General features: G+C 24.8%; 19 protein-coding genes. 18 read left to right on the top strand and 1 reads right to left on the bottom strand.

Annotated features, from left to right (window positions below):
- Window positions 1-2: 2 nt before the first annotated feature.
- From SMONO_RS02680 to SMONO_RS02625, 12 genes are all read left to right on the top strand, one after another.
- Complete coding sequence (locus SMONO_RS02680; RefSeq protein WP_101780818.1) at window positions 3-1283, top strand: alanine--tRNA ligase-related protein; 1281 nt, start codon at window positions 3-5, stop codon at window positions 1281-1283.
- A 121-nt stretch (window positions 1284-1404) separates the two neighbouring features.
- Window positions 1405-2484: a hypothetical protein gene (locus tag SMONO_RS02675; RefSeq protein WP_101780817.1), complete on the top strand. Its 1080-nt coding sequence runs from the start codon at window positions 1405-1407 to the stop codon at window positions 2482-2484.
- 94 nt (window positions 2485-2578) lie between these two features.
- Entirely contained in the window at window positions 2579-3760 is a 1182-nt protein-coding gene (locus tag SMONO_RS02670; protein WP_101780816.1) for a hypothetical protein, read from the top strand.
- Window positions 3761-3924: 164 nt separating this feature from the next.
- The gene (locus SMONO_RS02665; RefSeq protein ID WP_101780815.1) at window positions 3925-4989 is read left to right on the top strand and encodes a DUF2130 domain-containing protein; all 1065 of its coding nucleotides are present in this window, start codon (window positions 3925-3927) and stop codon (window positions 4987-4989) included.
- Between the two features lies 1 nt (window position 4990).
- Entirely contained in the window at window positions 4991-7462 is a 2472-nt protein-coding gene (locus tag SMONO_RS02660; RefSeq protein ID WP_101780814.1) for a DEAD/DEAH box helicase, read from the top strand.
- Complete coding sequence (locus SMONO_RS02655; protein WP_101780813.1) at window positions 7444-8262, top strand: hypothetical protein; 819 nt, start codon at window positions 7444-7446, stop codon at window positions 8260-8262. The genes SMONO_RS02660 and SMONO_RS02655 overlap by 19 nt, the downstream gene beginning before the upstream one ends.
- Window positions 8263-8571: 309 nt before the next feature.
- Complete coding sequence (locus SMONO_RS02650; protein ID WP_101780812.1) at window positions 8572-9423, top strand: DpnII family type II restriction endonuclease; 852 nt, start codon at window positions 8572-8574, stop codon at window positions 9421-9423.
- A complete protein-coding gene (locus SMONO_RS02645) occupies window positions 9423-10241 on the top strand; it encodes a DNA adenine methylase (protein WP_101780811.1) in 819 nt (272 codons plus the stop codon). Before SMONO_RS02650 ends, SMONO_RS02645 begins: the two co-directional genes overlap by 1 nt.
- 60 nt (window positions 10242-10301) lie before the next feature.
- On the top strand, window positions 10302-11126 hold the full coding sequence (locus SMONO_RS02640) for an aldo/keto reductase (protein WP_101780810.1): 825 nt from the start codon (window positions 10302-10304) through the stop codon (window positions 11124-11126).
- Window positions 11127-11271: 145 nt separating this feature from the next.
- Entirely contained in the window at window positions 11272-12045 is a 774-nt protein-coding gene (locus SMONO_RS02635) for a hypothetical protein (RefSeq protein ID WP_101780809.1), read from the top strand.
- Window positions 12046-12158: 113 nt separating this feature from the next.
- Complete coding sequence (locus tag SMONO_RS02630) at window positions 12159-12983, top strand: hypothetical protein (protein WP_101780808.1); 825 nt, start codon at window positions 12159-12161, stop codon at window positions 12981-12983.
- A gap of 594 nt (window positions 12984-13577) precedes the next feature.
- Window positions 13578-13814 carry a S1 RNA-binding domain-containing protein gene (locus tag SMONO_RS02625; protein ID WP_101780807.1) on the top strand — a complete coding sequence of 79 codons (237 nt, stop codon included), beginning with the start codon at window positions 13578-13580 and terminating at the stop codon, window positions 13812-13814.
- A 161-nt stretch (window positions 13815-13975) separates the two neighbouring features.
- Here the strand turns inward: SMONO_RS02625 and SMONO_RS02620 are convergent, their stop codons facing one another.
- Window positions 13976-14869, bottom strand: a complete 894-nt coding sequence (locus tag SMONO_RS02620) for an alpha/beta hydrolase (protein WP_245857232.1) — start codon at window positions 14867-14869, stop codon at window positions 13976-13978.
- 620 nt (window positions 14870-15489) lie between these two features.
- Here SMONO_RS02620 and SMONO_RS02615 point away from each other — a divergent pair.
- From SMONO_RS02615 to SMONO_RS02590, 6 genes are all read left to right on the top strand, one after another.
- Window positions 15490-16005: a hypothetical protein gene (locus tag SMONO_RS02615; protein WP_101780805.1), complete on the top strand. Its 516-nt coding sequence runs from the start codon at window positions 15490-15492 to the stop codon at window positions 16003-16005.
- A 20-nt stretch (window positions 16006-16025) separates the two neighbouring features.
- A complete protein-coding gene (locus SMONO_RS02610; RefSeq protein ID WP_101780804.1) occupies window positions 16026-16472 on the top strand; it encodes a dual specificity protein phosphatase family protein in 447 nt (148 codons plus the stop codon).
- A 1042-nt stretch (window positions 16473-17514) separates the two neighbouring features.
- Window positions 17515-18306, top strand: coding sequence for a hypothetical protein (locus tag SMONO_RS02605; protein WP_101780803.1), 792 nt, complete (start codon window positions 17515-17517; stop codon window positions 18304-18306).
- Window positions 18307-18415: 109 nt separating this feature from the next.
- Window positions 18416-18937, top strand: coding sequence for a hypothetical protein (locus SMONO_RS02600; RefSeq protein WP_101780802.1), 522 nt, complete (start codon window positions 18416-18418; stop codon window positions 18935-18937).
- Between the two features lie 281 nt (window positions 18938-19218).
- Window positions 19219-21993 carry a hypothetical protein gene (locus SMONO_RS02595; protein ID WP_101780801.1) on the top strand — a complete coding sequence of 925 codons (2775 nt, stop codon included), beginning with the start codon at window positions 19219-19221 and terminating at the stop codon, window positions 21991-21993.
- 23 nt (window positions 21994-22016) lie between these two features.
- Complete coding sequence (locus SMONO_RS02590) at window positions 22017-22673, top strand: hypothetical protein (protein ID WP_101780800.1); 657 nt, start codon at window positions 22017-22019, stop codon at window positions 22671-22673.
- Window positions 22674-22723: the final 50 nt, after the last annotated feature.

The raw sequence follows: 22723 nt of genomic DNA, 5'->3' as shown, positions 1-22723 counted from the left end.
ATATGTTAAAAGATTTTAAAGGATATGGATTAAAAGAAATTGTAACCGAAGTTACAGAATTTCTACAAAAGGAAGATTTTACTTTACTTTACTTAAAAGAAACTGTTTTTTTTCCTGAATCAGCAGGACAAATTGGAGATTCAGGAATAATTATTTTTGATGAAATAGAATATAAAATTATAGGATTAGCAATAAGTGATAATAAAGTTGTTCATAAAGTAGAAAAAATAAACAATATTAAAGTTGGATCACCTATAAAAGCTAAAATTGATAGCGAAAAAAGATATGCAGTTAGCAAAAACCACAGTGCTGCACACTTATTGTTTGATACATTAAGAGAAATGTTTCCTACAAGTGTAGGAAAAGGTTACTTCAATGATGAATATGGTTTAAGAATTGATATGCAAATTGAAGAAAAAATTGATTGGGGAACAGCGTATATAATTAACAAAAGAGTTACAGAAAAAAGAAGAACTGTATCTTACAAAGAAGAAATAATTGTTGATGCAAAAACTGCAAAAGAACAATACAATCTTTCAATAGAATTTAATAACAAAGAAATTGAAGGTGATTTAAGAATTGTAAAATTTGGAGATGTTTCAATGCAACTTTGTAGTGGAACTCATGTAGATAATTTACTTGAAATTCCTGAATTTGTAATTGTTAACTTTGAAACAAAAGGAAAAAACATTTATAGATTTTATGCAATAACAGAAACTCCATATTTATATAAATACTTAGATAGTTTGCAAACAGATGAATGAGCTGAAATGCTTGTTGTTGATGCAAGATATGAAACTTATAAAAACAAATATGGAAGAGATGAAATGTTAGAAAGTGTTTTTGATAATTTCTTTGCATTAAAAAAAGATTTAGAAGGATCAAATAGAGATACATTTTTTAAATTAAAAATACTAATAAGTGATTTAAGAAAAAACATGGAGAGATACATGTTAATGGTCGAATCAAAGAGAAAAGATGAATTATATAAAAAATATATAGATATCAAACCAGATATTGCTGGAGAAAATAATATATTTATAATTAAAGATGGAGATTTAGAAACGAAGGAAATGAATTTCATTTGTGATCTTATTTTAAAAAATAATTCAAATTCATATGTTGAAGTTATCGATAAATTCGAAACAAAATTCTTTTGCAAATCAAATTGTTCAATTATTGCAATTGAAAGAATGAAAAATCATGATAAATTTAATGTTGAGGGTGGGGGTAACGCCAAAACAGCTCAAGGTAAAATTATTTGAAGAGATGAATTAAATTAATAAAAATATTTTAAACTCAAAATATATTTGAGTTTTTATTTTGTTTAATAAATTATTTTAATTAACTTTAATAATAATATAATGATGAGTACTAATTGTTAGTGCTTGAAAGGAAAAAAATATGAATTTATTATTGGGATTAATTGCCAGTGTGGGATTAACTTCTCCTGCTGCAAACGTAATAAATAATATTAACCTTAACAATGCGATAATAGAAAATATCAATGAGTATGAAAAAGTAGATTTAACAAAAATTAAATTAGATCCGATTACTATAAATGTAGAAGGAATTAGTGCAAAATCAGAAGAAGAAATTATAGAGTATATAACTTTAGAAATTTTATTTGCTTCAAATGATGAAATAATTGTAGATGCATTATTTGACTATTTAGATAACCCAAAACTTTGAAGTTTATCTGGATATAACTTTGTTCTTCCTAAACCAGGAGAATCTATAAATACAAAACTATATTATAGACCTCTTGGAGGGCACCCAATTTATAAAGGTGTTATTGCAACAGAACTTACAATAAAAAATGGTGATGAAGTTATTGAAGAAAATTTAAAAGATTATATTACAACTACAAATTTAGGAACGATAGTAAATCCTAATGAGGATTTGATTTACAAATTAGTTTTAGACAAAAATCCAGATTTAAAATTAAATATGTTTGAAATCAAAGAGTACACTTACGATAAAGTAGTGTTGGAAGGTAAGGAACAATTTAAAAGTCAAACAGCTGAAATTTATTTTAAATCACAAATTAAATTTGAAAATTCATTTAAGTCAAAAGATTTATCTGTAAAAGCATATAACTCAACTCAGTATCAAAGAGATAGCTTTGTTTTAACTCACAATCCTGTTTTTGGTAAAAATAATTTTACAAATTATTTTTCAACAATTAGATTTGACTATACTGGAAAATCTGCAATAGAAAATCAATCATCATTGTTACCATTAAATCATAAAGGTACTTTAGCACACAACATTGGTTCTGGTAAACAAGAAATTTGAAATAGGAAATACTCTGGAACAGTTAATTGAAATGAATCAATGGCTCATGTACAAAGTAAATGAACAAATGATAACAAATTAGAAATAGTTTTTGATGTTGAAGTTAGAGCCTATGCAAGTTGAATAAATGCGTATTATTCTAGAGCTGAAGGTCAATTAAATATAGATAACGTTATTATTGAGTAATAATAAAATCTTAAAAGTGATTGAGTAATTTCTTTCTCACTTTTATTTTATCTTTTTAAGCAAAAATAATATTAGATATTTGGAGGTAATATATATGAAAAAAATATTAACATTATTATCTGGATTAATTATAACTTCAACTCCATTGTTAACTGTAATTTCTTGTAGAACAGGAATAACCGGAACTAGACCCGAAAGTTTAGATAAGGTTAAATTTACATCTTATCCTATAAATCTATTTGGAGATCCTTCAGATAAAGATAATTTTTATGATTTTTTGTTGTGATCAAATAGAAATAAAGGTTTTGAAATAAGATGACCGTTTGGTCTTTCAAATGATTTAACTTTTAAAGATCCAAACAATGGAAAAAAAGTAATGCCTGGAACTTCAAAAGTATGAATTGATTTGCTGCCTTATGATGGAAGTGAAATATATAGATTTAATATAAGAACATATTATTCAGATAGTGAAAAAAAATATGATTTAGTTGAAGAAGAGCAATTTCAATTAAAGATGGGTTTGGATTTAAGGGATGAGAGTTTGGATCATATTTTTAAAGCAAAAAAAATATACTTAACAGATTTTATAGAAAGTGGAATCGAACAAATAACTGAAAAAGAATTATTTGAAAAATTTGAACCACATATCATAAGTATTTTTGAAAATGAATTTAATCAAGCAGGAAAATATGAGATAGATTTTACTCAAAACACAATTAATAATTTAGAATTTTGAGACAAATCGGCAAAGAAATATGATAATAAAAAAGGCGAACAAGTATTAAATGTTCAAGACTTGGATTTCATTTATTTAAAAACCATAAATATAAATAGTGATACTTTAATTGCTGATTGAAATATCTCTGAATTCCCTGGAGAAATAGAAGTTGGAGATGTTAATATAGATGATTTGCAAGTAAATTCAGTACCCTTCACTACAAGAAATGAAGTTTTAAAAAGTTTTGATGATAATAGACCTGAGTATCAAGCTTTGAAAAATTTCAACAATGCTTTGCTTGAACAAAAGCAAACAAATGGAAATATAATAAAATGGGATTTAGAGGGTAATAACACCTTCTTATATATAGCAAATGATGGGAAAAGTGATGAGCAATTTTTTGGAGAAAAAGCTGAAATCGAAGAGTACTTTTCTAATGCAAATTCAGAAGATATTGATTTAACCATTTTACTAATAGTGAGTTCGAATAACACAAATCCAATGATACATGGAACTGTTAAAATAAAATATGAACAAGTCAGATATAACAACCTTTAGTGGTTGTTTTTTTCTTTTTTTTAGATAATATGAATTTGGAAAGATAAATTATCTAGCCACAAAGATTATCTTATAGTTGATAGAAAAATAGTTCTTGATACGTAAATGCTTAATCTTATTAAGTTCTAATTCCTTTTTAAATATAGAAAAAAAGAGGAATAAATATGGAAAAACTAATTATTAATTGTCCTGAATGTAAAAAAGATATAGACCTTTTAATGTTGGGCAATAGAGACACAGAGAGTGTTATTAAATACAAAGAACATTTAAAAAAAGAAATAGAAAAAGGTATTGAACAAAAATTAACTTCAAATCTTAAAAAAGAATTTGAATTGAGAATGGATTCTGAAAAGAAACAAATAGAATTAAATAAACAAAGTGAAATTTCAGAATTAAATAATATTATTGTTAAATTAAAAAGTGATATTGCAAATAGCGATTTAATTAACAATCAAAAGTTGGAATCTCTTAAAAATCAATTAGAAAGTAATAACAAATTACTTTTAAATAAATTAGAATTAGAACTTAAGAGTAAATATGAATCCGTTATTTCAACAAAGGAAGCTGAAATAACAGACCTAAAAGTAGCCAATGCTACAAACAGAATTTTAAACAATAAAACAAAAGGTGAAAACTGAGAAAATGAAGTTGAATTAGAACTTAGAAAATTGGCATCTGCAACCGGTGATGAAGTTAGCAAAATTACAAGAACAGGAACTAAAGCAGACTTCTTACAAATAGTAAAAGAAAAAGAAAAAGAATTAGGAAAAATTGTTTTTGAATGTAAAAATGGTGATTGAAAAGATACATGAGAACCAAAATTGACAGAAGACATGGCAAAAGAAGGTGCTAATTATGCAATTCTTGTAGCAACAAGTACTAGTGAAAAATTTAAAGTTCCCTTTTTGGTATCGAATAAAAATAAAAATATTTTAATAGCTAATCCCGAAAGTTTTGTTTTTGTTTGTTCTATGATTAGAAAATTGATTATAATTGAATTAGGGATAAGATATAAGAGTGAAAAAAATGATATTTCTGATAAATTTAACAATTGAAAATTAAATTCTTTAGAAAATTTTAAAGGAATTATTCAAAAAAGTGTAGAATTAATAGAATCGGATGAAAGAACAATTATAAACAAGGTAGAAAATATTAAAAAAAATAGAGAAAAGTTATGAAGAAATTGGCAAAAAATAATGTTGGATTTCTTAGAGGGGTTTAATTTTTAAGATGAATGACAAAATAATTTTAAATGATATTGTAGAAAAAATATTTACAAAAATTGAAAATAATATTCTTTGTTTCTTTGGTTTGATTAATTCGACAAGAGAAAAAATATACAATTATGAACTTGATATTGTTATTTTTGTAATGAGGAGTGAGCTTTTTTTAAGTAATGCCACCAACAATAGAGATGAAGAAACTTTTGAAAAAATTAATAAAATCATTTTTTATATTACAAAATATAAATATATTTTTGAAGAAGTCAATATTTCTGAAGAATTAGAACAAGAGATTTTAATTAGAACAAGAAATTTTCCATATCTTATAGAGAATTCTAAAATTAATGACTATGAACTTTCTGAATATGAGAGTTTAAAATATGACAATAAATTCTTTTTAACAAAAAAACAGATAGAAGTTTTTGAACTTATTGATAAGAAAAATAAACTTGTAATTTCTGCACCGACTTCTTTTGGAAAAAGTTTTTTAATTAAATATTCTGTTTTAAAAAGAAATTGAAATAATTGTGTCATAATATTACCTACAAACGCACTTGTTAGTGAGTATTGTGATTGATTTATGGATAATCAAAAGAAATTATTCTCAGTAATTACTAATATAAATCAAGACCTTAAGAAAAGAAATCTTATTATAATGACTCAAGAAAAATTCTGATCATTTTTTAATAAGGAAGAAAACTCAGGAATAAATTATGATTGAGTAATATTTGATGAGTTTTATTCTCTTGATTTAATAAATATTAGGAATCAAATTTTATTTTCTATTCTATTATATTTAAAAAATTTTAAAGATATTAAAATGACTTTTTTATCTCCAAACTCTAAAAATTTAAAAGAGGGAATATTAAGTTTTTTAGATGGTATATTTTTTGAAGAAACATTTGAAGAATATGTAGAGCAAAATTTAGTTAGCAGAGATATGATATATTTAGTAAATAAAGAAAATGTTAAAGATAAATATATTGCAACTCAAATTTTAAATAAAAATGATAAGTTTTCCTTCATTGATGAATTTCCTCCAAGTCTTCTTGGCAAAGATAATCTTCAAATTATGATTGAAATAATAAAGAAAATTAATAAAGCAGAAAAGAATGAAACTTTTTTGATTTATCCCCCTTTTACATCTTTTACAACATATTGTGATGCTTTATTGGAAATGTCTAAAGAAATAGGTTATGAAAAACCAGAAGAAATTAAGTTTTTAATTGAGTATTTAAAAGAATATTATGGAGATCACTATTCTGTAATTAAAATGTTGGAAAGAGGAATAGCTGTTCATTTTGGAGAAATAGATGAATTTACAAGAGAAATTATAGAAAGTCAATTTAGAAAGAAAAACATAAAATATTTAATTTGTTCACCCACCTTAATGAAAGGTGTTAATTTAAATACAAACTATTTATTTATTACTAATAATCGTTTCCCTGATAAAAATATAGACCCTAAAAACTTAGTTGGAAGAATAGGTAGATACGATCAATCACCTCATGGATTTGGATTTTATATAAACTCAAGCAAGGAAACCACTGTAAAAAATAGTATTGCAAAAAAATTCCAAGAAAATTTAGTCATTGTAAATAAAAATCCGAAAAATCAAACTAAGATAGATGAATTTATAAAAAAAATAAATAATGATAAAAATATTAAATTAGATAAAAAACTTATCAGTAATAACAATTCAAAATCTGATAAAACTCTAAAATCTGATTATTTTATTGAAGGTAATATAAATAAAAAAATTCTGTTTTCTGATACAATTTCTTTAGAAATAAAACAGACTTTACAATCTATTTTTATTAAAGAAAATGAGAATAAGCTAGATTTTTTGTATTGCAAAAAACTATTAAGCAATTTAATGATAATTTATTATTTTTTAAAAGAAAAATGAAAAGGTAATACAATAGAAAAAATTGCATTGATTTTTTCTTGATATTTAAAAGGTTTAACTGTTAAGAACATGGTTTTAAATATGGCTAAATATTATGAAAAATTTAATAGAGAAACTTTAGAAGAAAGAAAATATAGATTCACAGGTAAGTTCATTACAAAAACTAATGAAGGAGATATTTTTAGTTCTAAAAATGAGAAGCATATGAATATATTAACTGGAGAAACATTGAAAATTATTAAAAGTGATATTGAATATAATTTGAAAAACTCAATGCTTCATTTCATGGATTGCAAGTTTGATGAAAATGAAAAAAACGATATTTATGATAAGGTTGAGATATTAACAAATAACGACTTAATTCGTTGACTAGTTAAAAATGGTTTTTATAAAAATATTGCCATAACTTTATCTAAAGAAAAGTTCAAAAAAATTTTTTACAAAAATGAAATTTTTTTGAATGAAAATGAAATAATTAATAACTTTAAAAATTATAATTTTGAAGAAAAAGATAAATTCATAAAACTTAATGTTGAAAGGGTGATTAAGAGATGAGAATCTGTATTATAAAGGAAAAATTAGAAAAAAAAGAAATGATGGATATATATGAAAAAGTTTTAAAAGATAAAACTAAAAATAATGCTTATCTACCGAGAGATCTTTGGAATATTAACTTTGAAGAAGAAGGAAATATGAAAAAAATTAGAGGTTTCAATGCTGAAATATTTTTTTATCAACATTTTAAAGAAAATAATTCACTATTTGAATGTATTGGAGAAAATATGAATTGCATTCCTATCTCTGATTTATCTTATGATAAGTTGAATAGAAATGGTCATGACATCCTTTTTTTAAATTTAAATAATGGAGAACTTATTATTTGTGAATCAAAATCAAAAAAAGAAACCAAAAATATTGTTTCTGACTTAAAAGAATTAATTTGAAGAGCCAATAGTTCAAATACAGATAATAAAAGAGTTTCTGTAAGGGGGCAGGAAATTAATAGGATGAGTAACGCTGATGTTAGAAATTTTAAGTATGCTGATTTAAACGACATAGCAATAACTGAAGAAGTTCAAAAGAATTTTACGAAAGTATGTAATGATATTATTTATAATATGTGAGAAAGAAAAGGTTTAAATATTGAATTTGATAAAATAGATAATTGTTTTTTATTTGGGTGCCTATTTATTGAATTTGATGGAAAAATATCTGATGAAGAAATTGAGGAGTTAAATGAATACATAGAAAACTCGCAAATAATAGAAAAAAAGTTTCATAGTTTTATAGCGACAAGCGTAATTAATGACAGTGAATTATTAGAAATATTAGAAAATTATTTCACAAAACTTTGAACTAGAACTACATAGAACATTAAAGGATGAGGGCATATAAAACAAATAAAAAATATTTTATATAATCAATTACATCTAAAAAAAATGCATAAAATATGCAAAGATAACTTGAATCCATGGATAATAAAAAATTTTGTGAAAATTAATTTAGAGATTGCTAAAATTTTTTAACACATATGAATATTGATTTGTTTTTATATTATAGTTAATAATTACGAATTATTTTTAAATTCTATTGTAGTTAAATAATTATTTATATAATCAAGATTTTTTAAAATTTATATTTTTTTTGTGTATTATTTATTATAAATAAAGGTGGTTAATATGATAAAAAACTTTGAATTATTTTTTAAAAATCTAAAACCAACTATAATGGATGTCGAAGATTATGTTGATTATAAAAAAGTTGTATCAAATGTAAATAAGAGGTATGAAGAATTAGAGATTTTAAATACCGTTTTAAATGATCCTGAACCAACTAAAAGATTGGAATTAATTTTTAAACAAAATCCATCAATAAAAACGTTAATACCTAATTTAATAGCTATAAGAAAAAGTATTATACAAACAATTAATGAGGAAATAAAAATTTCTGAAAATACTTCAATAGATGAAGTTATAAGAATTATTGATAGAAGTGGAATAATTAGATTTTTTCAAGAAAATAAAGTAAAAAGTATAATTGATTATCTTATTGGTTTGGAAGTGGGCATGGATACAAATGCTAGAAAAAATAGAGTAGGTTCCTTGATGGAGGCAAAATGTAAAGAAATCCTTGATAAAAAAAATGTTAAATTTCACACACAAGTAAGATTGAAAAATCTTGCTAAAGTTTTTTCTGAAGATGTCTTTAAAGAATTTTTAGAAGTTTTCGATGATAAAGTAGCCGATAAAATTCTTGACTTTGCAATAGAATTTGAAGGTTTTTATTACCTTATGGAGGTAAATTTCTACGGTTCAAGTGGAAGTAAATTAAATGAGACATGCAAGTCTTATATATACCTTAGTGAAAAAATTAACAAGTTTAAAAATGTAAAATTTATTTGAATAACTGACGGTCTAGGGTGAAAAAATACAAAAAATCAAATTAAAGAAGCTTATGAAAGAATTGATTTTTTATTTAATTTAAAAGAGTTTGAAAAAAATGATTTTAAAAAACTAATTGGAGGTAATTAATGGCTAAACCTATATTAAAGTGGGCGGGCGGTAAAACGCAATTAATCAAAGTTATTAATAATGAATTTCCTAAGGGATATAATAAATATTTTGAGCTCTTTTTAGGTGGGGGTGCATTGGTTTTATACAATGAAAATGAAAATGCATTAATTAATGACATTGATGAGGAAATTATTAATTTATATAAATGTGTTAGAGAAAATTATGCAAAAATTATTGATAATATTGAGTTGTTCAGAATTGAGTATAATAAAAATCCAAAAGCTTTTTATTATAAATTGAGAGAATACTCAGATGAAGATTTTTCTAAAGATATTTTCTTGAATGCTGCTAGAACTTTGTTTTTAAATAAAACCTGTTTTAATGGTCTTTACAGAAAAAATGCTAATAATAAGTTTAATGTTCCTTGAAACAAATCTGAAATTGCACCACAAATTTATGACATTGAAAATATAAAAAAAGTTTCTGAATATTTAAATAAAATAGAAATAACAAATGAATCTTTTGAATATTTTAAAAATAAAATTAAAAAAGATGATTTAGTTTATTTGGACCCTCCATATGACAAAATAAATAAAAATACTTTTGAAAGTTATAATAAGGATTCTTTTGGAAAAGAAGGGCAAATTGCTTTAAGGGATTTTTGCAATTATATAGATGGTGTTGGGGCTTACTTTATAGTTTCCAATCACGACACCGACTTCATAAAAGAAATATATAAAGAATATAATATTAAAATAGTAAAGGCGTCAAGAATGATTAATTCAAAAAGTGAAAATAGAGGTAAAATAAATGAGGTTTTAATTAAAAATTTTTAAAATCATTTTTACATCATTAAAGACTTATAATAAAGATACTTTATAAAAGGAGACAAGAACATGAATAAAGTATTAGAAAAAAATTTAAAATTAAATAATGGATTAACAATCCCTCAAATAGGTTTAGGAACCTATAAATTAACAGATGAGAATGAAACTTTAAATTCTATAAAAGCAGCTCTTGAAAGTGGTTATAGACACATTGACACAGCAACTGTTTATAATAATCACAAAGTAGTTGCAAGAGCTTTAAAAGAAAGTAATGTAAAAAGAGAAGAGGTTTTTATTACTTCTAAAATATGAAACTCTCATCATTCTTATCTTCTTGCAAAACAAGCGATTGATGAAATTTTAGAAGAACTTGAGTTAGATTATATTGATTTACTTTTAATACATTGACCAACAGAAAATAGACTTGAATGTTGAAAAGCATTAGAAGAAGCTGTTGAACAAGGTAAAGTAAAATCAATTGGAGTAAGTAATTTTCAAGCACATCACTTAAAAGAACTTTTAGAAATTTGTAAAATAAAACCAGTTATTAATCAATTTGAATTACACCCAGCTTTACAAAACTTAGAAGTTGTAAATATGTGTAAACAAAATGATATACTTGTTGAATCATGAGGAACAATGATTAGAGGAAAATGTTTTGAAATTGATCAAATAAAGCAATTGGCTAAAAAATACAAAAAAAGTGAAGCTCAAATTTGTTTAAGATGAGCATTTCAATTAGATTATGTAATAATTCCTAAATCTTCAAAACCTTCAAGAGTAATTGAAAATATTCAAATAGAAGACTTTGAATTAACAAACGAAGATATGCAATTGCTTTCAACAATTGAAGAATACAGAGATGGTCCAGATCCAGATAACTTCGATTTTTAAAAATGAACCAACACTTTTGTGTTGGCTTTTAAATATTTTTAGTTTATTATAAAATCAAAAAGTAAAATTGAATATTAATGAAAATAACAACTAACAAATAATTTAGGGTGTTGGGTGGGTTGAGAAAGAAAGGTAATAATCAAAAGTGATAAAATTATTAAGTTTAATAGGGAGTTTGTCTTTAAGTGCTACAAGTTTAACTCCTTTAGCTTTAATTTCAAACAATCAAAATTTAGAAGAGTCATTTGATATTGGTGACTTTAGACCAGTTACTCATAGTCAAAATGGGCTTTATATTGCAGATGCAAGCACTTATAATATTTTAATTTTAAGAACTTATGCAAGTGCATTAAAATTTTCTGGTTATGAAAATGCTGATTATCAATTCTTTAATGTTGATTATATTATAAATGACTTTACAGGAGAATTGCTTACAGATGCAGATGCATCTGGAGCAAATGGAGCTAAAACTACTTACTCTACAGTTAGAATATCTACAAATGAGTTAGGAAATGCAAATGGATTTAAAGGTTCTGCTAATGTTACATTTATTTTAAAACATTTAGATCATGATTTAAAAATTGATGATAATGTAAAAATATATGACAGACTTAATGAAGCGACTTTAGATATGAAAATAGCTGAATTTGTATTTGAAAAATACATTAGCGAAGCCTATAATGGAGCTCTTGAAAATCCTCTATCTGTATTTAGATTTGGAGCATTTGAATATACTAATTATTTAATAAGTGAAACAGGAGAAAAACTTTATGATGAACAGTTAAAAGAAATTAGTTTAAAGCCAGGAGAAAGCATCAATTTAATTTTAAGAGTTAGAGCAAGTGAATATGGAATTAGTAAAGGTATCCATGGAAACATAGAAGTTGTACTTAATTTTTACAACCATTTAAATGATTAAATAAAAATATTTTACTATAAGTACTTATTAATTAATAAGTACTTTTTATTTGACCATATTTAAAGCAAGTTTTAAAAATGGTATAATAAAGACAATGAAAGTAAGGTTTTTATATGAATAAAAGAAGATCAACTTCAAAAAAATTCTTAAAACTTGTAAAAATAGAAAAAGAAAAGCTTTTAATTTTTAAGAATCAAAATGTTTGATTTAGTGATAATGCTTTAATTCACTCTATTTGTATATTTAAACTTGATTATTTTATGCAAATAGCTGATAAAGAATTAAAAACCTTATTTAGTTCAAGGTTTTTTATATTACTTGGTTATGAAACTGATGAAAACAAAATAACAGATATGATCTTAAGGGTAAAATTAATGAGAGAAGTTATTAAATCAACTATGGGTTTGAATAAAAATACTTTAATAATGCTATATCCAATTCAAGATTATATAAATATATCATTTGACTTCATTTTTTTAGCATATGGAAAAGAAGATTATATAAACATAATTTCACTTAGCATAATTGATAAAGAAGATGATGACATTTATTGACACGAAGTTATGCCTAAAAATGGCTCTAAGCATGTTTTAGACTACTTCAAACCACTTGGTGAAAGGTTAAGTCAATATATTGCAGAAAACCATATTATAGACACTATTAAGATTAGCAATATCTTATTTTTACCTTTTGTTCACTATAATCCTCAAGCTTACTTATTCCACCCTAAATTTGCAGATATGTATGAAATTATCGAACAAACTTCAATAAGTGCAATGGTTCTTGCAAGTAATATGGACCCACTTTTAAATGCTTTAGAATCTTCTTTTAAATCAATAGATGTTCAAAGAACAGATGATTGAATCGATCTTTACTATGTTCAAGATGATGACTATTATAAAAAGAATAAAGACTTTCTTTTACCTTTAAATAAGTAAAAATATTTTATTTGTAACTAAAAAATTTTTGACTTCCATTTTAACTATATTAAAACCTATCTTTGCAACATATAATAAAGATAGGTTTTAATTAACCACAGTTAAGAATAGTATTGCAAAAATAAAATTACAAATCAAAAAAAGTATCTATGTAATATTAATCTGAAAAAAATTTAACAACTTTCTAGGAATAAAAAGCTTTTATACATATGAATTATATCAAAATTTGAAAATCTAATGATTTTAAATAGATAGGAATAATTATATGAAAATTAGTACTTGTCCAGTTAGTGGATGCTTAAACAAGGGCTACAAATCTTTTTCTACAGGAATGATGTGTAAAAAACATTATAAATTTTTGAAAAAGAAAGCTCGTAATAAAAAAAGATGAGTTTAAAATTGGATTTATAAATTCTTTATATACCCTTATATCAAATAAAGAAGAAAAGTTTTAATATTTAAAAATTTAAAAGCATAGTTAAACTTTAATATTTTCTAAATATCCTTATTTTGAAAATATTTTATTTTTTTTATAGAAAAAGCAAAATAAAGTACAAAAATAGTTTATAGTTATGTAGGTAAGGAGAAATAAACATGGGAAAAATTGTAAGTATTACTATTACTAAATTAGTTGATTTTGGTGCATTCTGTGATGCTGAAATTGATGGAAAAATCTACAAAGGTTTAATCCACATTTCAGAAATCGCTGATGCATATGTAACAAATGTTGCTGACTACGTTACTGTAGGACAACAAATGGATGGATACGTTATCTCAATCGATGACAGTAAAGATCAAGCTAAATTATCATTAAAAAGAGTATCAAAATAATTACTTAGCGTCATTTAATAATTAAGTTTTAGTTCTAGTATTATTAGTAATAGTACAATACAACTTGTCTTTATGTTAAATTTCTAAATTTTTATTAAGATGTTATTTATAAAATGATTTAAGGATAAAATAAAAAAAACTTCTCAATTGAGAAGTTTTTTTTATTTTTGAGCAAAGCTAATAGTTGTTTGTATATAGTCATCCATGTTTTTGTGCATACTGCTTGAATGAGATGCATTATCATATAATTTGATTTCACTGTTTTTAATTGTTTCTGAAACATGTTTTAAGTGATGTAACACAACTGTATTGTGATACATTATAAAATCATCTTTTTTACCATGAATAAACAATACTTTTAAATCATCTATTTTTTCTTGACCATCAAGTAGATCAACTTGACCAATACTTGCTTTTGCATATCTTCTAAAGTTATAGTTAATTCCTAATGACATAAATCATCAAGGCAATACCATATATTTTTGTAAGAAAAATCTGATTTGTGGAACAGCTTGAGAAAATGGGCAATCTGCAATTAATCAATCAACTTTATTTTCTTGGTAATATTTTTTTGCAAAGTATAGAGCAGTTGTTGCACCCATACTTGTTCCAATCACTCCAATTTCTTCAACTTCAAAAGATTCTTTTACTCACTTAATAACATCATTTAATACTTTAGAATTTGTAAGACCAAAATCTGAATACTTTCCATAAGTTGAACCATGTGCAAAACCATCGAATGTAAGTAAGTTGTATCCTTGATCATAAAAATGATAGATTTGTCTTAAACCCATGTATTTATTTCTTTTAAAACCATGCAATCCAATTACTCATTTTTTACTATCCTTATTTCGAACCATTAAAGAACTTATTTGTTCTTTTAAAACTCCAATATTAAATTCTTTTATTTGTTCTTTTTTAATATTAAAGTTTTTAATATCCTTTTCTTTCAAATCATATTCTAAATGTTCATAACTATTAAATTCAAAACCCTTATATTTACCTTTTCTGGGATATTTAAATAAGTAGGGCACAAATACAACTGCACAAAACATAGACAAAAGCACTACTATTGGAAATAAAATTATCATAAGTGTTATATTCAACCAATTGTAATGGTAATTTTTTAATTTTCTTAAACTTTTTTTATAATTCATTTCTATTAATCCTTCTATTTTATTTTAAACAAAAGTAAGGTAAAATTCCATTCTTTAAAATTCTAAAACTACTTTTAAATGCTTGAATAAAAGTTTTTTTTAATAAAATTAATTTTTGTTTGTTAAAAATTTTTCAACATAGCTCAAAGCTACATACTTTTTGTTTTAAATTGTTAAAATAAAAGAGCCTTTAAATCAAAGGTAGGGATTTAATAATCTAATTTAAACAAACCTTAATTTTTCAAGGTACTTAGGATTTGAAATCAGATAGCCAATAATTTTAAAGTATTAAGATTTAACTGTGGTTCATAAGGGTTTTTTTGTTTTGACCTTTATGAAATATAAGGTAATTTCTAAATAAATATATAAGCTTTAAAAAAGTTTATAGCAGACAGATTACATTTTTACTTAGTATTTATTTAAATTGGTATTAGCCAACCAATTAAAAGTAATATTTATATAATATTTAACTAGCTCTAGGCTAGTTTTTTATTATAATAATTTTGAGGTAAATACAGATGGAAATTAATAATTTTTTAAAACACTTAAATACAATTTTAAATGAAAAAAGCTGTAGCCAAATAGAGTTCTATGCACCTCAAGATGTGCTAGTAACTGATGGAAGTCAATCTTATAATTTAAAAGATGTGTACAAAGTGCATTATTTGAACGGAAACTATAAGTTTGTAAATCTATTCTTTACTTTTGATGGAATTGATCGATTAGTAAAAGCAAATAATCAAAATAACTTAAGCTTTTATTTGAATTTGGTTGGTAAGGAAAAAGAAGACAAAGCAAGGTTAATTGAGAGTTATCTTGATCAACCAAGCAATCTTGGATTAACACAATTATTTCCAAGCATACAACATTGACCAATAGTATTTCTAGACCAAATAGCAGATGAACAAATAAACATATTTGTTCATATCCTAGAACATAAAAATTTATTAAACCAAAGTATTACAAACTATGATTGTTTATTTATAGATACAAGAGAAGAATTTATATCTAAATTCTTACCACTTTGAGTGTAAACAAAATAAAGGAGAAAAATATGAGTAAAAAAATTGCTGCAAATTTATATTTAGGAGATAGATATTCAGCTCCAACTGATTCAGATTTGATAATAAGTTGTGCAAAAGAAATCTTTTTTGAATTAAATGCTCCAGAAGGGGAAAACAAAGTTATTTCAGAAGATAAAAAAACTATTTATTATGACTTTGAAGATTATCCGTTTATTGACGATATGGATGAAGATTTAATACTTGATGCAATTAAACAAATAGAAAACAACATTGAAGATAAAAAAATATATGTTCACTGTGTTTGAGGTATTAACAGAAGTGCAAGTATTGTCTTTATGTATATGGTAAGAAACAAAAGAATAATTGCACCGACTTATGAAACAGCTCAACAACAGTTTTTAGAAATATATCCAAATCACTCACCAAATCCTGGATGAGCTAAATTCTTGAAGTTAAACTTTCCTTATGATTTTTAAAAAATTGATCAAATTCAAGATCAATTTTTTTTAAACTTTTTTAAAATTCTTTATAACCCCTTTGTTAAGGGGTTATAAAAGAGAAGTTTTTACCAAAACTTTGCATTTTAAATTTAAAGTATTAAAATAATCGTGTCAAAGGTATTACATATTTTACTAAGACATGTAATCATTTGTACAATTCGGGAATAAAAAAATATAGTTTAAAGCGTTGTTTAAGAATAGGTTTTTAATTAAAAAGCTTATTTGAGTTACTTCAAAATTAAATAATTTCTTATTGAAAATAAAAAAAACCCATTAAAAATGGGTTGAATTTCAAAAGGGAAACTATTATATTATCAGATTCACTATTGTTTGTTTGAAGTATTATATACATTTCTAACCAATAGATTAACGAAATAGATAATAAAGAATAAATCCCTGTAAGTTATTATAAACTTTGGGAGGGCTTACAACAACGTGTCTATTAATGAATTAATAGACAATATAAATATATCAAATTATTTAAATAAATACAAGAATCATCAAAAATAAAATAAATATAAAAAGATAAAAAACCTTTTATAATGGAGTGTTTTTGTTGATAGTTTTTAAAAATAATTGATAATAAAAATGTAAGATGTTGTTATTCAACTTACGAAAAATAACGTATTTCAAAAATAGCAAATAGGGAATAAAAAATGAATTAGTTTAAAAGGTATTGATTTTATCAACTTATCAATTCAGTTGAAAATCTCCAAGTTTCCAGTTAATTTCTTTATTAAAAGAAATTAAAGGGTGTAAGGGCGGGATCAGGAAACTACAAGTTAATGCTACTTGTAAAGAGCTTTGAAAAAAGCAAATAAGTACCTAGAACAATTCAAGTTGTTAAATTTAAAATTATTTTACCCTTAAATAGTTTTAGTCCAGAGCTCGCTCTGGGCTTTTTTTTATATTATTTTTTACACTTTTATAAAAAAAGTAAAAAATCCATAATTAGTTTTATGATAAAAGTAACTACAAGGTTGGTAGGGTGGGTAGTTGAAAGAAAGGAAAAACCAAAGTGATAAAATTATTAAGTTTAATTGCTTCACTAAGTTTAACAACCTCAGCAGTTTTGCCAATTAGTGAGGTGGCAATAGAAACTATAAAAGAAAATCAAGAAACTAAAGTTGATCTTTCCACTTTAAATGGTTATAGTGAAACTCAACAATTAGGGTATTTTCTTTTTGATTTAGAATACTATAAAAGTGGTGTTGCAACAACTTCAATACAAAGAATTTTAATGAAAGAACAAAATATTTCTATTCAAACTAATTGAATTCAAGTTGAATTCATGATAAATGTAATGGATGGTAGAGAAGCGAATGATGATGATATAAGTGGAAAAAATGGAGCTTCTAAAGAAACTTGACTATTAAAAATAGTGCCAACAGAGTTAGGATTGATGAACAATGTTGTTGGAGAAGCTTATGTTTACTCAACAATTCATCACCATCCAGGTGATTTAAACACTTACAATAATTTTGAATGATTGGTTGAAGTTTCTAAAGAAGCAGAAAATGATTTGGAATTTGTTTGATTTTTCACAACAACTATTATTTCTTATCGTATTTCAGCTCGTAGCAGATACAATGCTCTATATTTCGCAACAGAAGGAATTGATCACAGTCCTTTCTATGTATTTGATGAAGAATTGAATATATACAGACTTGCAACACAAGAAGATATTGACAAAGCAATAGCTAATAATGAGAGTTTAAATTTCACTTTATTCTCAACAAGAAACCAAGCTGGTATAAATAAAGGTATTTACGGATCAGCTAGAATGAATGTAAGAATTAATTTTAGATAATAATTAAAATAAGCCCCTCTTAATAGGGGTTTTATTTTTTATTTAAAAGAGTATAGTTTAAAAATGTAATAGGTACCTATTAAAAAAGCATATTTAATAGGAGAAAAAAATGATTAGATTTTCTAAGACTTTAAGTCAAACTGGTATTTATCTTCTTTTAACTAGTTTAATGCCTGTCATGATATTTTCAATTATCATGATAACTTTAAAAGACTTTGTTAATAAAGGATATGAATTACTTTGAAAATTAGGGGAATGACTTAAAGAAATATCAAATACAACACTTAACTCAATTACTTCAATAGGATGACTTGTTTTAATTATTTGTTTAATAGCTTATTTTGTTTTAATATTTAACTTAACTTTAATTAACTCAAGAAAAAGTTATAAACAAAGAATAGGTTATTTGTTATCGCTTGTTTTCGGGTTAAGTTTATTTATTATTTCTTTACTACCTTTAATAATAGCCAAAAGCATCAATATAGGAGATAGTTTATCAAATCTTGTATTAGGTCTCTTGGCGGTCTTTATAGGACTTAATTCAGCTGTATTAGCAATAGGATCTATTGTTGGTTTAATAAGTGCAAAAACAAGTATTGACAATTATGAAATAAAAGAAAAAAACAGATAATTACTAATATCTGTTTTTTTAATAAAAGATTTTTAATAAATTTAATTCTAATTTATTTAGTTTTTTTTTTTTTTTTTTTAGAAAAATGAAAAATATTTACTTTTTTGGTATTCTTTTTTCTCTTTCTACACTATAATATTTTGTATAGTATGCATATATACTATGATGGAAATAGAAAGCGTATATAGCACTTTTTCAATGAATTAAGTTATTGACTTATAAATTAAATTGATAATTTAATTGATTGAAAAAGTAGAATCTTTAAGAAAAGGGGACAAAATATGAAAACTTTATTAACTTTACTAGGTGGAATCACTATATCAGCTCAACCAGTTGCTTTAATGGCGGAACAAACTGGTGTTTTAGATATTTTTGGAACTAGAGCAGCAGCTAAATTAGAAGGTGTTAATAGTGATGTTTTTAACTTATTTACAGGTTTAGCACCAGGTAATGAAGAATTAAAATTAAATGCTCAAAGAAATACAAATTATGGTATTCAAACTGCTGCACAAGCAGAAATAGGAAATACTGATGCTAGAAATATTGTAGCAACTTACAAATATAGTGATGGAGATACTAAAAACGATATTATTTATAACGTTACTAACGATAATGTAAGTGGATCTATCATTAAAAATGATCCTGAAAAGGGATTTTCAAATGTTGTAACTGATTTAGATTTCAATGGTTCACTTGGAGCAAATACTGCTGCAGCTTCTTTTATGTCTACTTATAAACAAAGCAATACTTTAAATGGTACTAAAACAAAATATATGAGTTATGCAACTAAAGATGTTATTGGTAATGTAGGAAAAATTAAAGTAATTGATATTAGTCCTGATGCAGCTTCTGAAGTAGTTTTAAACTTGGATTTAAACCCAAATTATAAAAACGGAGATAAAATTTTAAAAGTTTATTCACCAACAAGATCAATTTCAAATTCTGACCAAAATAACAGTATCTATGTATTCTATAATTATTATCATAAAGATGGCGGTTTGAATTATGCTGTTGATAGATTTGACTTAAGTAAAGCTATAATATCTGGAGATAAGGATAATTCAAAAAATGGTGATATAATAAAAAATTCCTCAGATTTAGTTAAACGTTCTACATATGAATTTGGTAATATTTATAATCCTACAAATTCAAGTTTTTCAATGGGGGGAGATAATAAAGTTACTTTAAATTTTACTAATAGAGAAGATAATAAGTTTCATTCATTTAGTTTGAATTCTGATCTAACTATGACTGATAATATTCTTTCTAATAAAAGAGATGATCAATCAATAAACTTTATTACAAACACAGAACACACATTGGATTATGCAAATACACAATATAGCATTATTGCAGCAAGTGAGGGTACTTCACAAAACACAAAATCAGCTATTTACTTTGTAAATGAAAGAAATGAAATGGAGAAGCTTTTTGATTTACAACCACAATCATTTAGTCAAACTATGAATGGTGAAGTATATTATGAAGATAACAATGTAAATGGTTTTTATTCATATAAAGATGATGTTAATAATAATTACAATTTAGTTGTTACAACACCTAACTCTATTTACCAATATTCATACAAAGATCCAAGAAACTTTACTAATGGTGAAGCTAGAAAAATATTATTCTTGGATTCAAGTTTGGATGAACTTGTAGTATCAACTAATTACGGAATTTTACCGAACTCAGTTGTATATTCAGAGGGTTATCTAAAATATTCATTTAATGAGGTTAATGGAAATGGGGTTTTCAACTCAAGGGTTTTTGAAAAATACGATCTTAGAAATATGGTTACTCAACCTTATACTTATACAAGAGCAACTCCTTTAAATGGAAGTGAAGAGTATGAAAAAGATCTTATATTTGAACTTGACAAAGCAATTTCATCGGTTGGTGGAAATGTTGTTAGTGATGAGAAAGTCTCTGCTATGTTTGCTGATTCAGAAATTGGTGTTGACTATGAAATTAATATAGTAGATAAGTACTTGATTCCAGATGATAAATTTGGTGAAATTAACGAAAGTGGTAGAGTAGAAATTAAAAATATTGATAGTTCAAATACATCAAGATTTAGAAATTCTAAAATGCAAGCTGTTAATACAAATTACACAAATAGATATAACTTAAGCGAAATTTCACCTTGACAAGAAGGTTATGTTCTTGAAGGTTATGATGATTTTAATAGTGTTGTTGGATGAGTTTATAATCAAATTCAAAATTCATTAGAATCTGTAAAAGGATTTGAAAAAAATGTTATGTGAAAAGAACTTTCAAATAGTCAATGAGAAATTAATGACTGATTCTTAGGTGGTCAGGAATGAGAAGGCGATGGCTGAGGGTTTGCAATTAATGCAGAACCGGATGCAGATGGAAACTACACATTAGATAACATTAGAATTAAACCTAAGGGCGGAATTGATAATAGTTTCTTCTTCATGAATGAAAATGATTCTGAAAATGGTTATATAACATTAAAAACTTTAAAAGTTAAAATGAAATTAGACGATAACGTTTTTGGTTCAGAAGCAGAAAAATTCTCACCAGAAAATAAATTGGATTTAGATGCAAAAGCAAAAGAAGTTGAAAAACTTCAATTTAACGGAATTGGATTAACAACAAGTAATGAATTAGGTGCTAACCTAATTCAAATTCAAAACCGTATTAACAAACATAAAATGTTAGATCCAGGATTGGGAATTGCTTTAATAAGTGATATGAGATATGACTTAAAAGCTAACTCATCAAAAATGACTGTTAGATTATTTGATAGAGCGTTTACTTCTGCAAATACTTTGTCTGATTTTGAATCTAGAAAAGAAGGACAATGAAACTACATCACTATTGAAATAACAGTTTATGGTTTAAAAACACCAAGTTCAATGCCTAGATGAGTTACACCAATATTAGCGTTTGGTGGAATTTCAATCATTGTACTTGTAATTATGTCAATGTGATTCATTTCACGTAAACGTTTCTATAAATCTGCTGTTGGTAAAGAAGCTGCAAAAATTGCACAAGCTAAACGTAGAGAAGAAAAAAACAAAAAATAAGTATAAGGGAGGATAATTTTACAATGAAAAAATTATTAACAATTTTAGGAACATTAAGTATATCTGTACCTGTTACTTTAAGTGTTTCTGCATTTAGTATTAATCAAAGACAAGAATTATTGAACTTTGCATCAGGTAATGCTTGAGCAAGTGATGATTATCTACAAAATATTGTGAAATCTGGAGAAGGTTTTGCGGTTTGGGAGTCTGATTATGATGATAAGGCTTTTGAATACTTTATTGTTTCAAGTAAATCTACAATTTCAATCTATTTATTAGATGAAAATGCTAATTTACAAAAACATGATTTAATTACTGGTTTACAATCAAACTATACAGAAGTTGCTGTAGTTAATGATGTATTGTATTTTGGATCATATTATAGTCCAAGTAATTCTATTTTAAAAAGTTTTTCACTAACCAAAGAAAGTATAAAAGAAACTTATCTTTATAATGATCCAATAATAGAAAGTGTTGCTGGGACTAGTTTAAGTAATGGAAAATTCGACTCTGGATTTTTTGATGCTACTTCTAAAATGTACATTATGTCTAACAATGCTTATGCAAACATAATTAATTTAAATGGAACACCTCAAACAGTTAAATCTAACTTGCAAACATCAAATTTAGATGCTGGAGAAAAACCTAAAAAAGTTTCTACATATTCTGGGGGAAGCTAGTACTTAATTCAAAACTCAGTTACAGGAGGAACTAATTTAATTGCAACTAT

It is taken from the genome of Spiroplasma monobiae MQ-1 (genome assembly GCF_002865545.1).
GTDB lineage: Bacteria > Bacillota_I > Bacilli_A > Mycoplasmatales > Mycoplasmataceae > Spiroplasma_A > Spiroplasma_A monobiae.
This window is presented reverse-complemented; position numbering and strand designations above follow the sequence as displayed.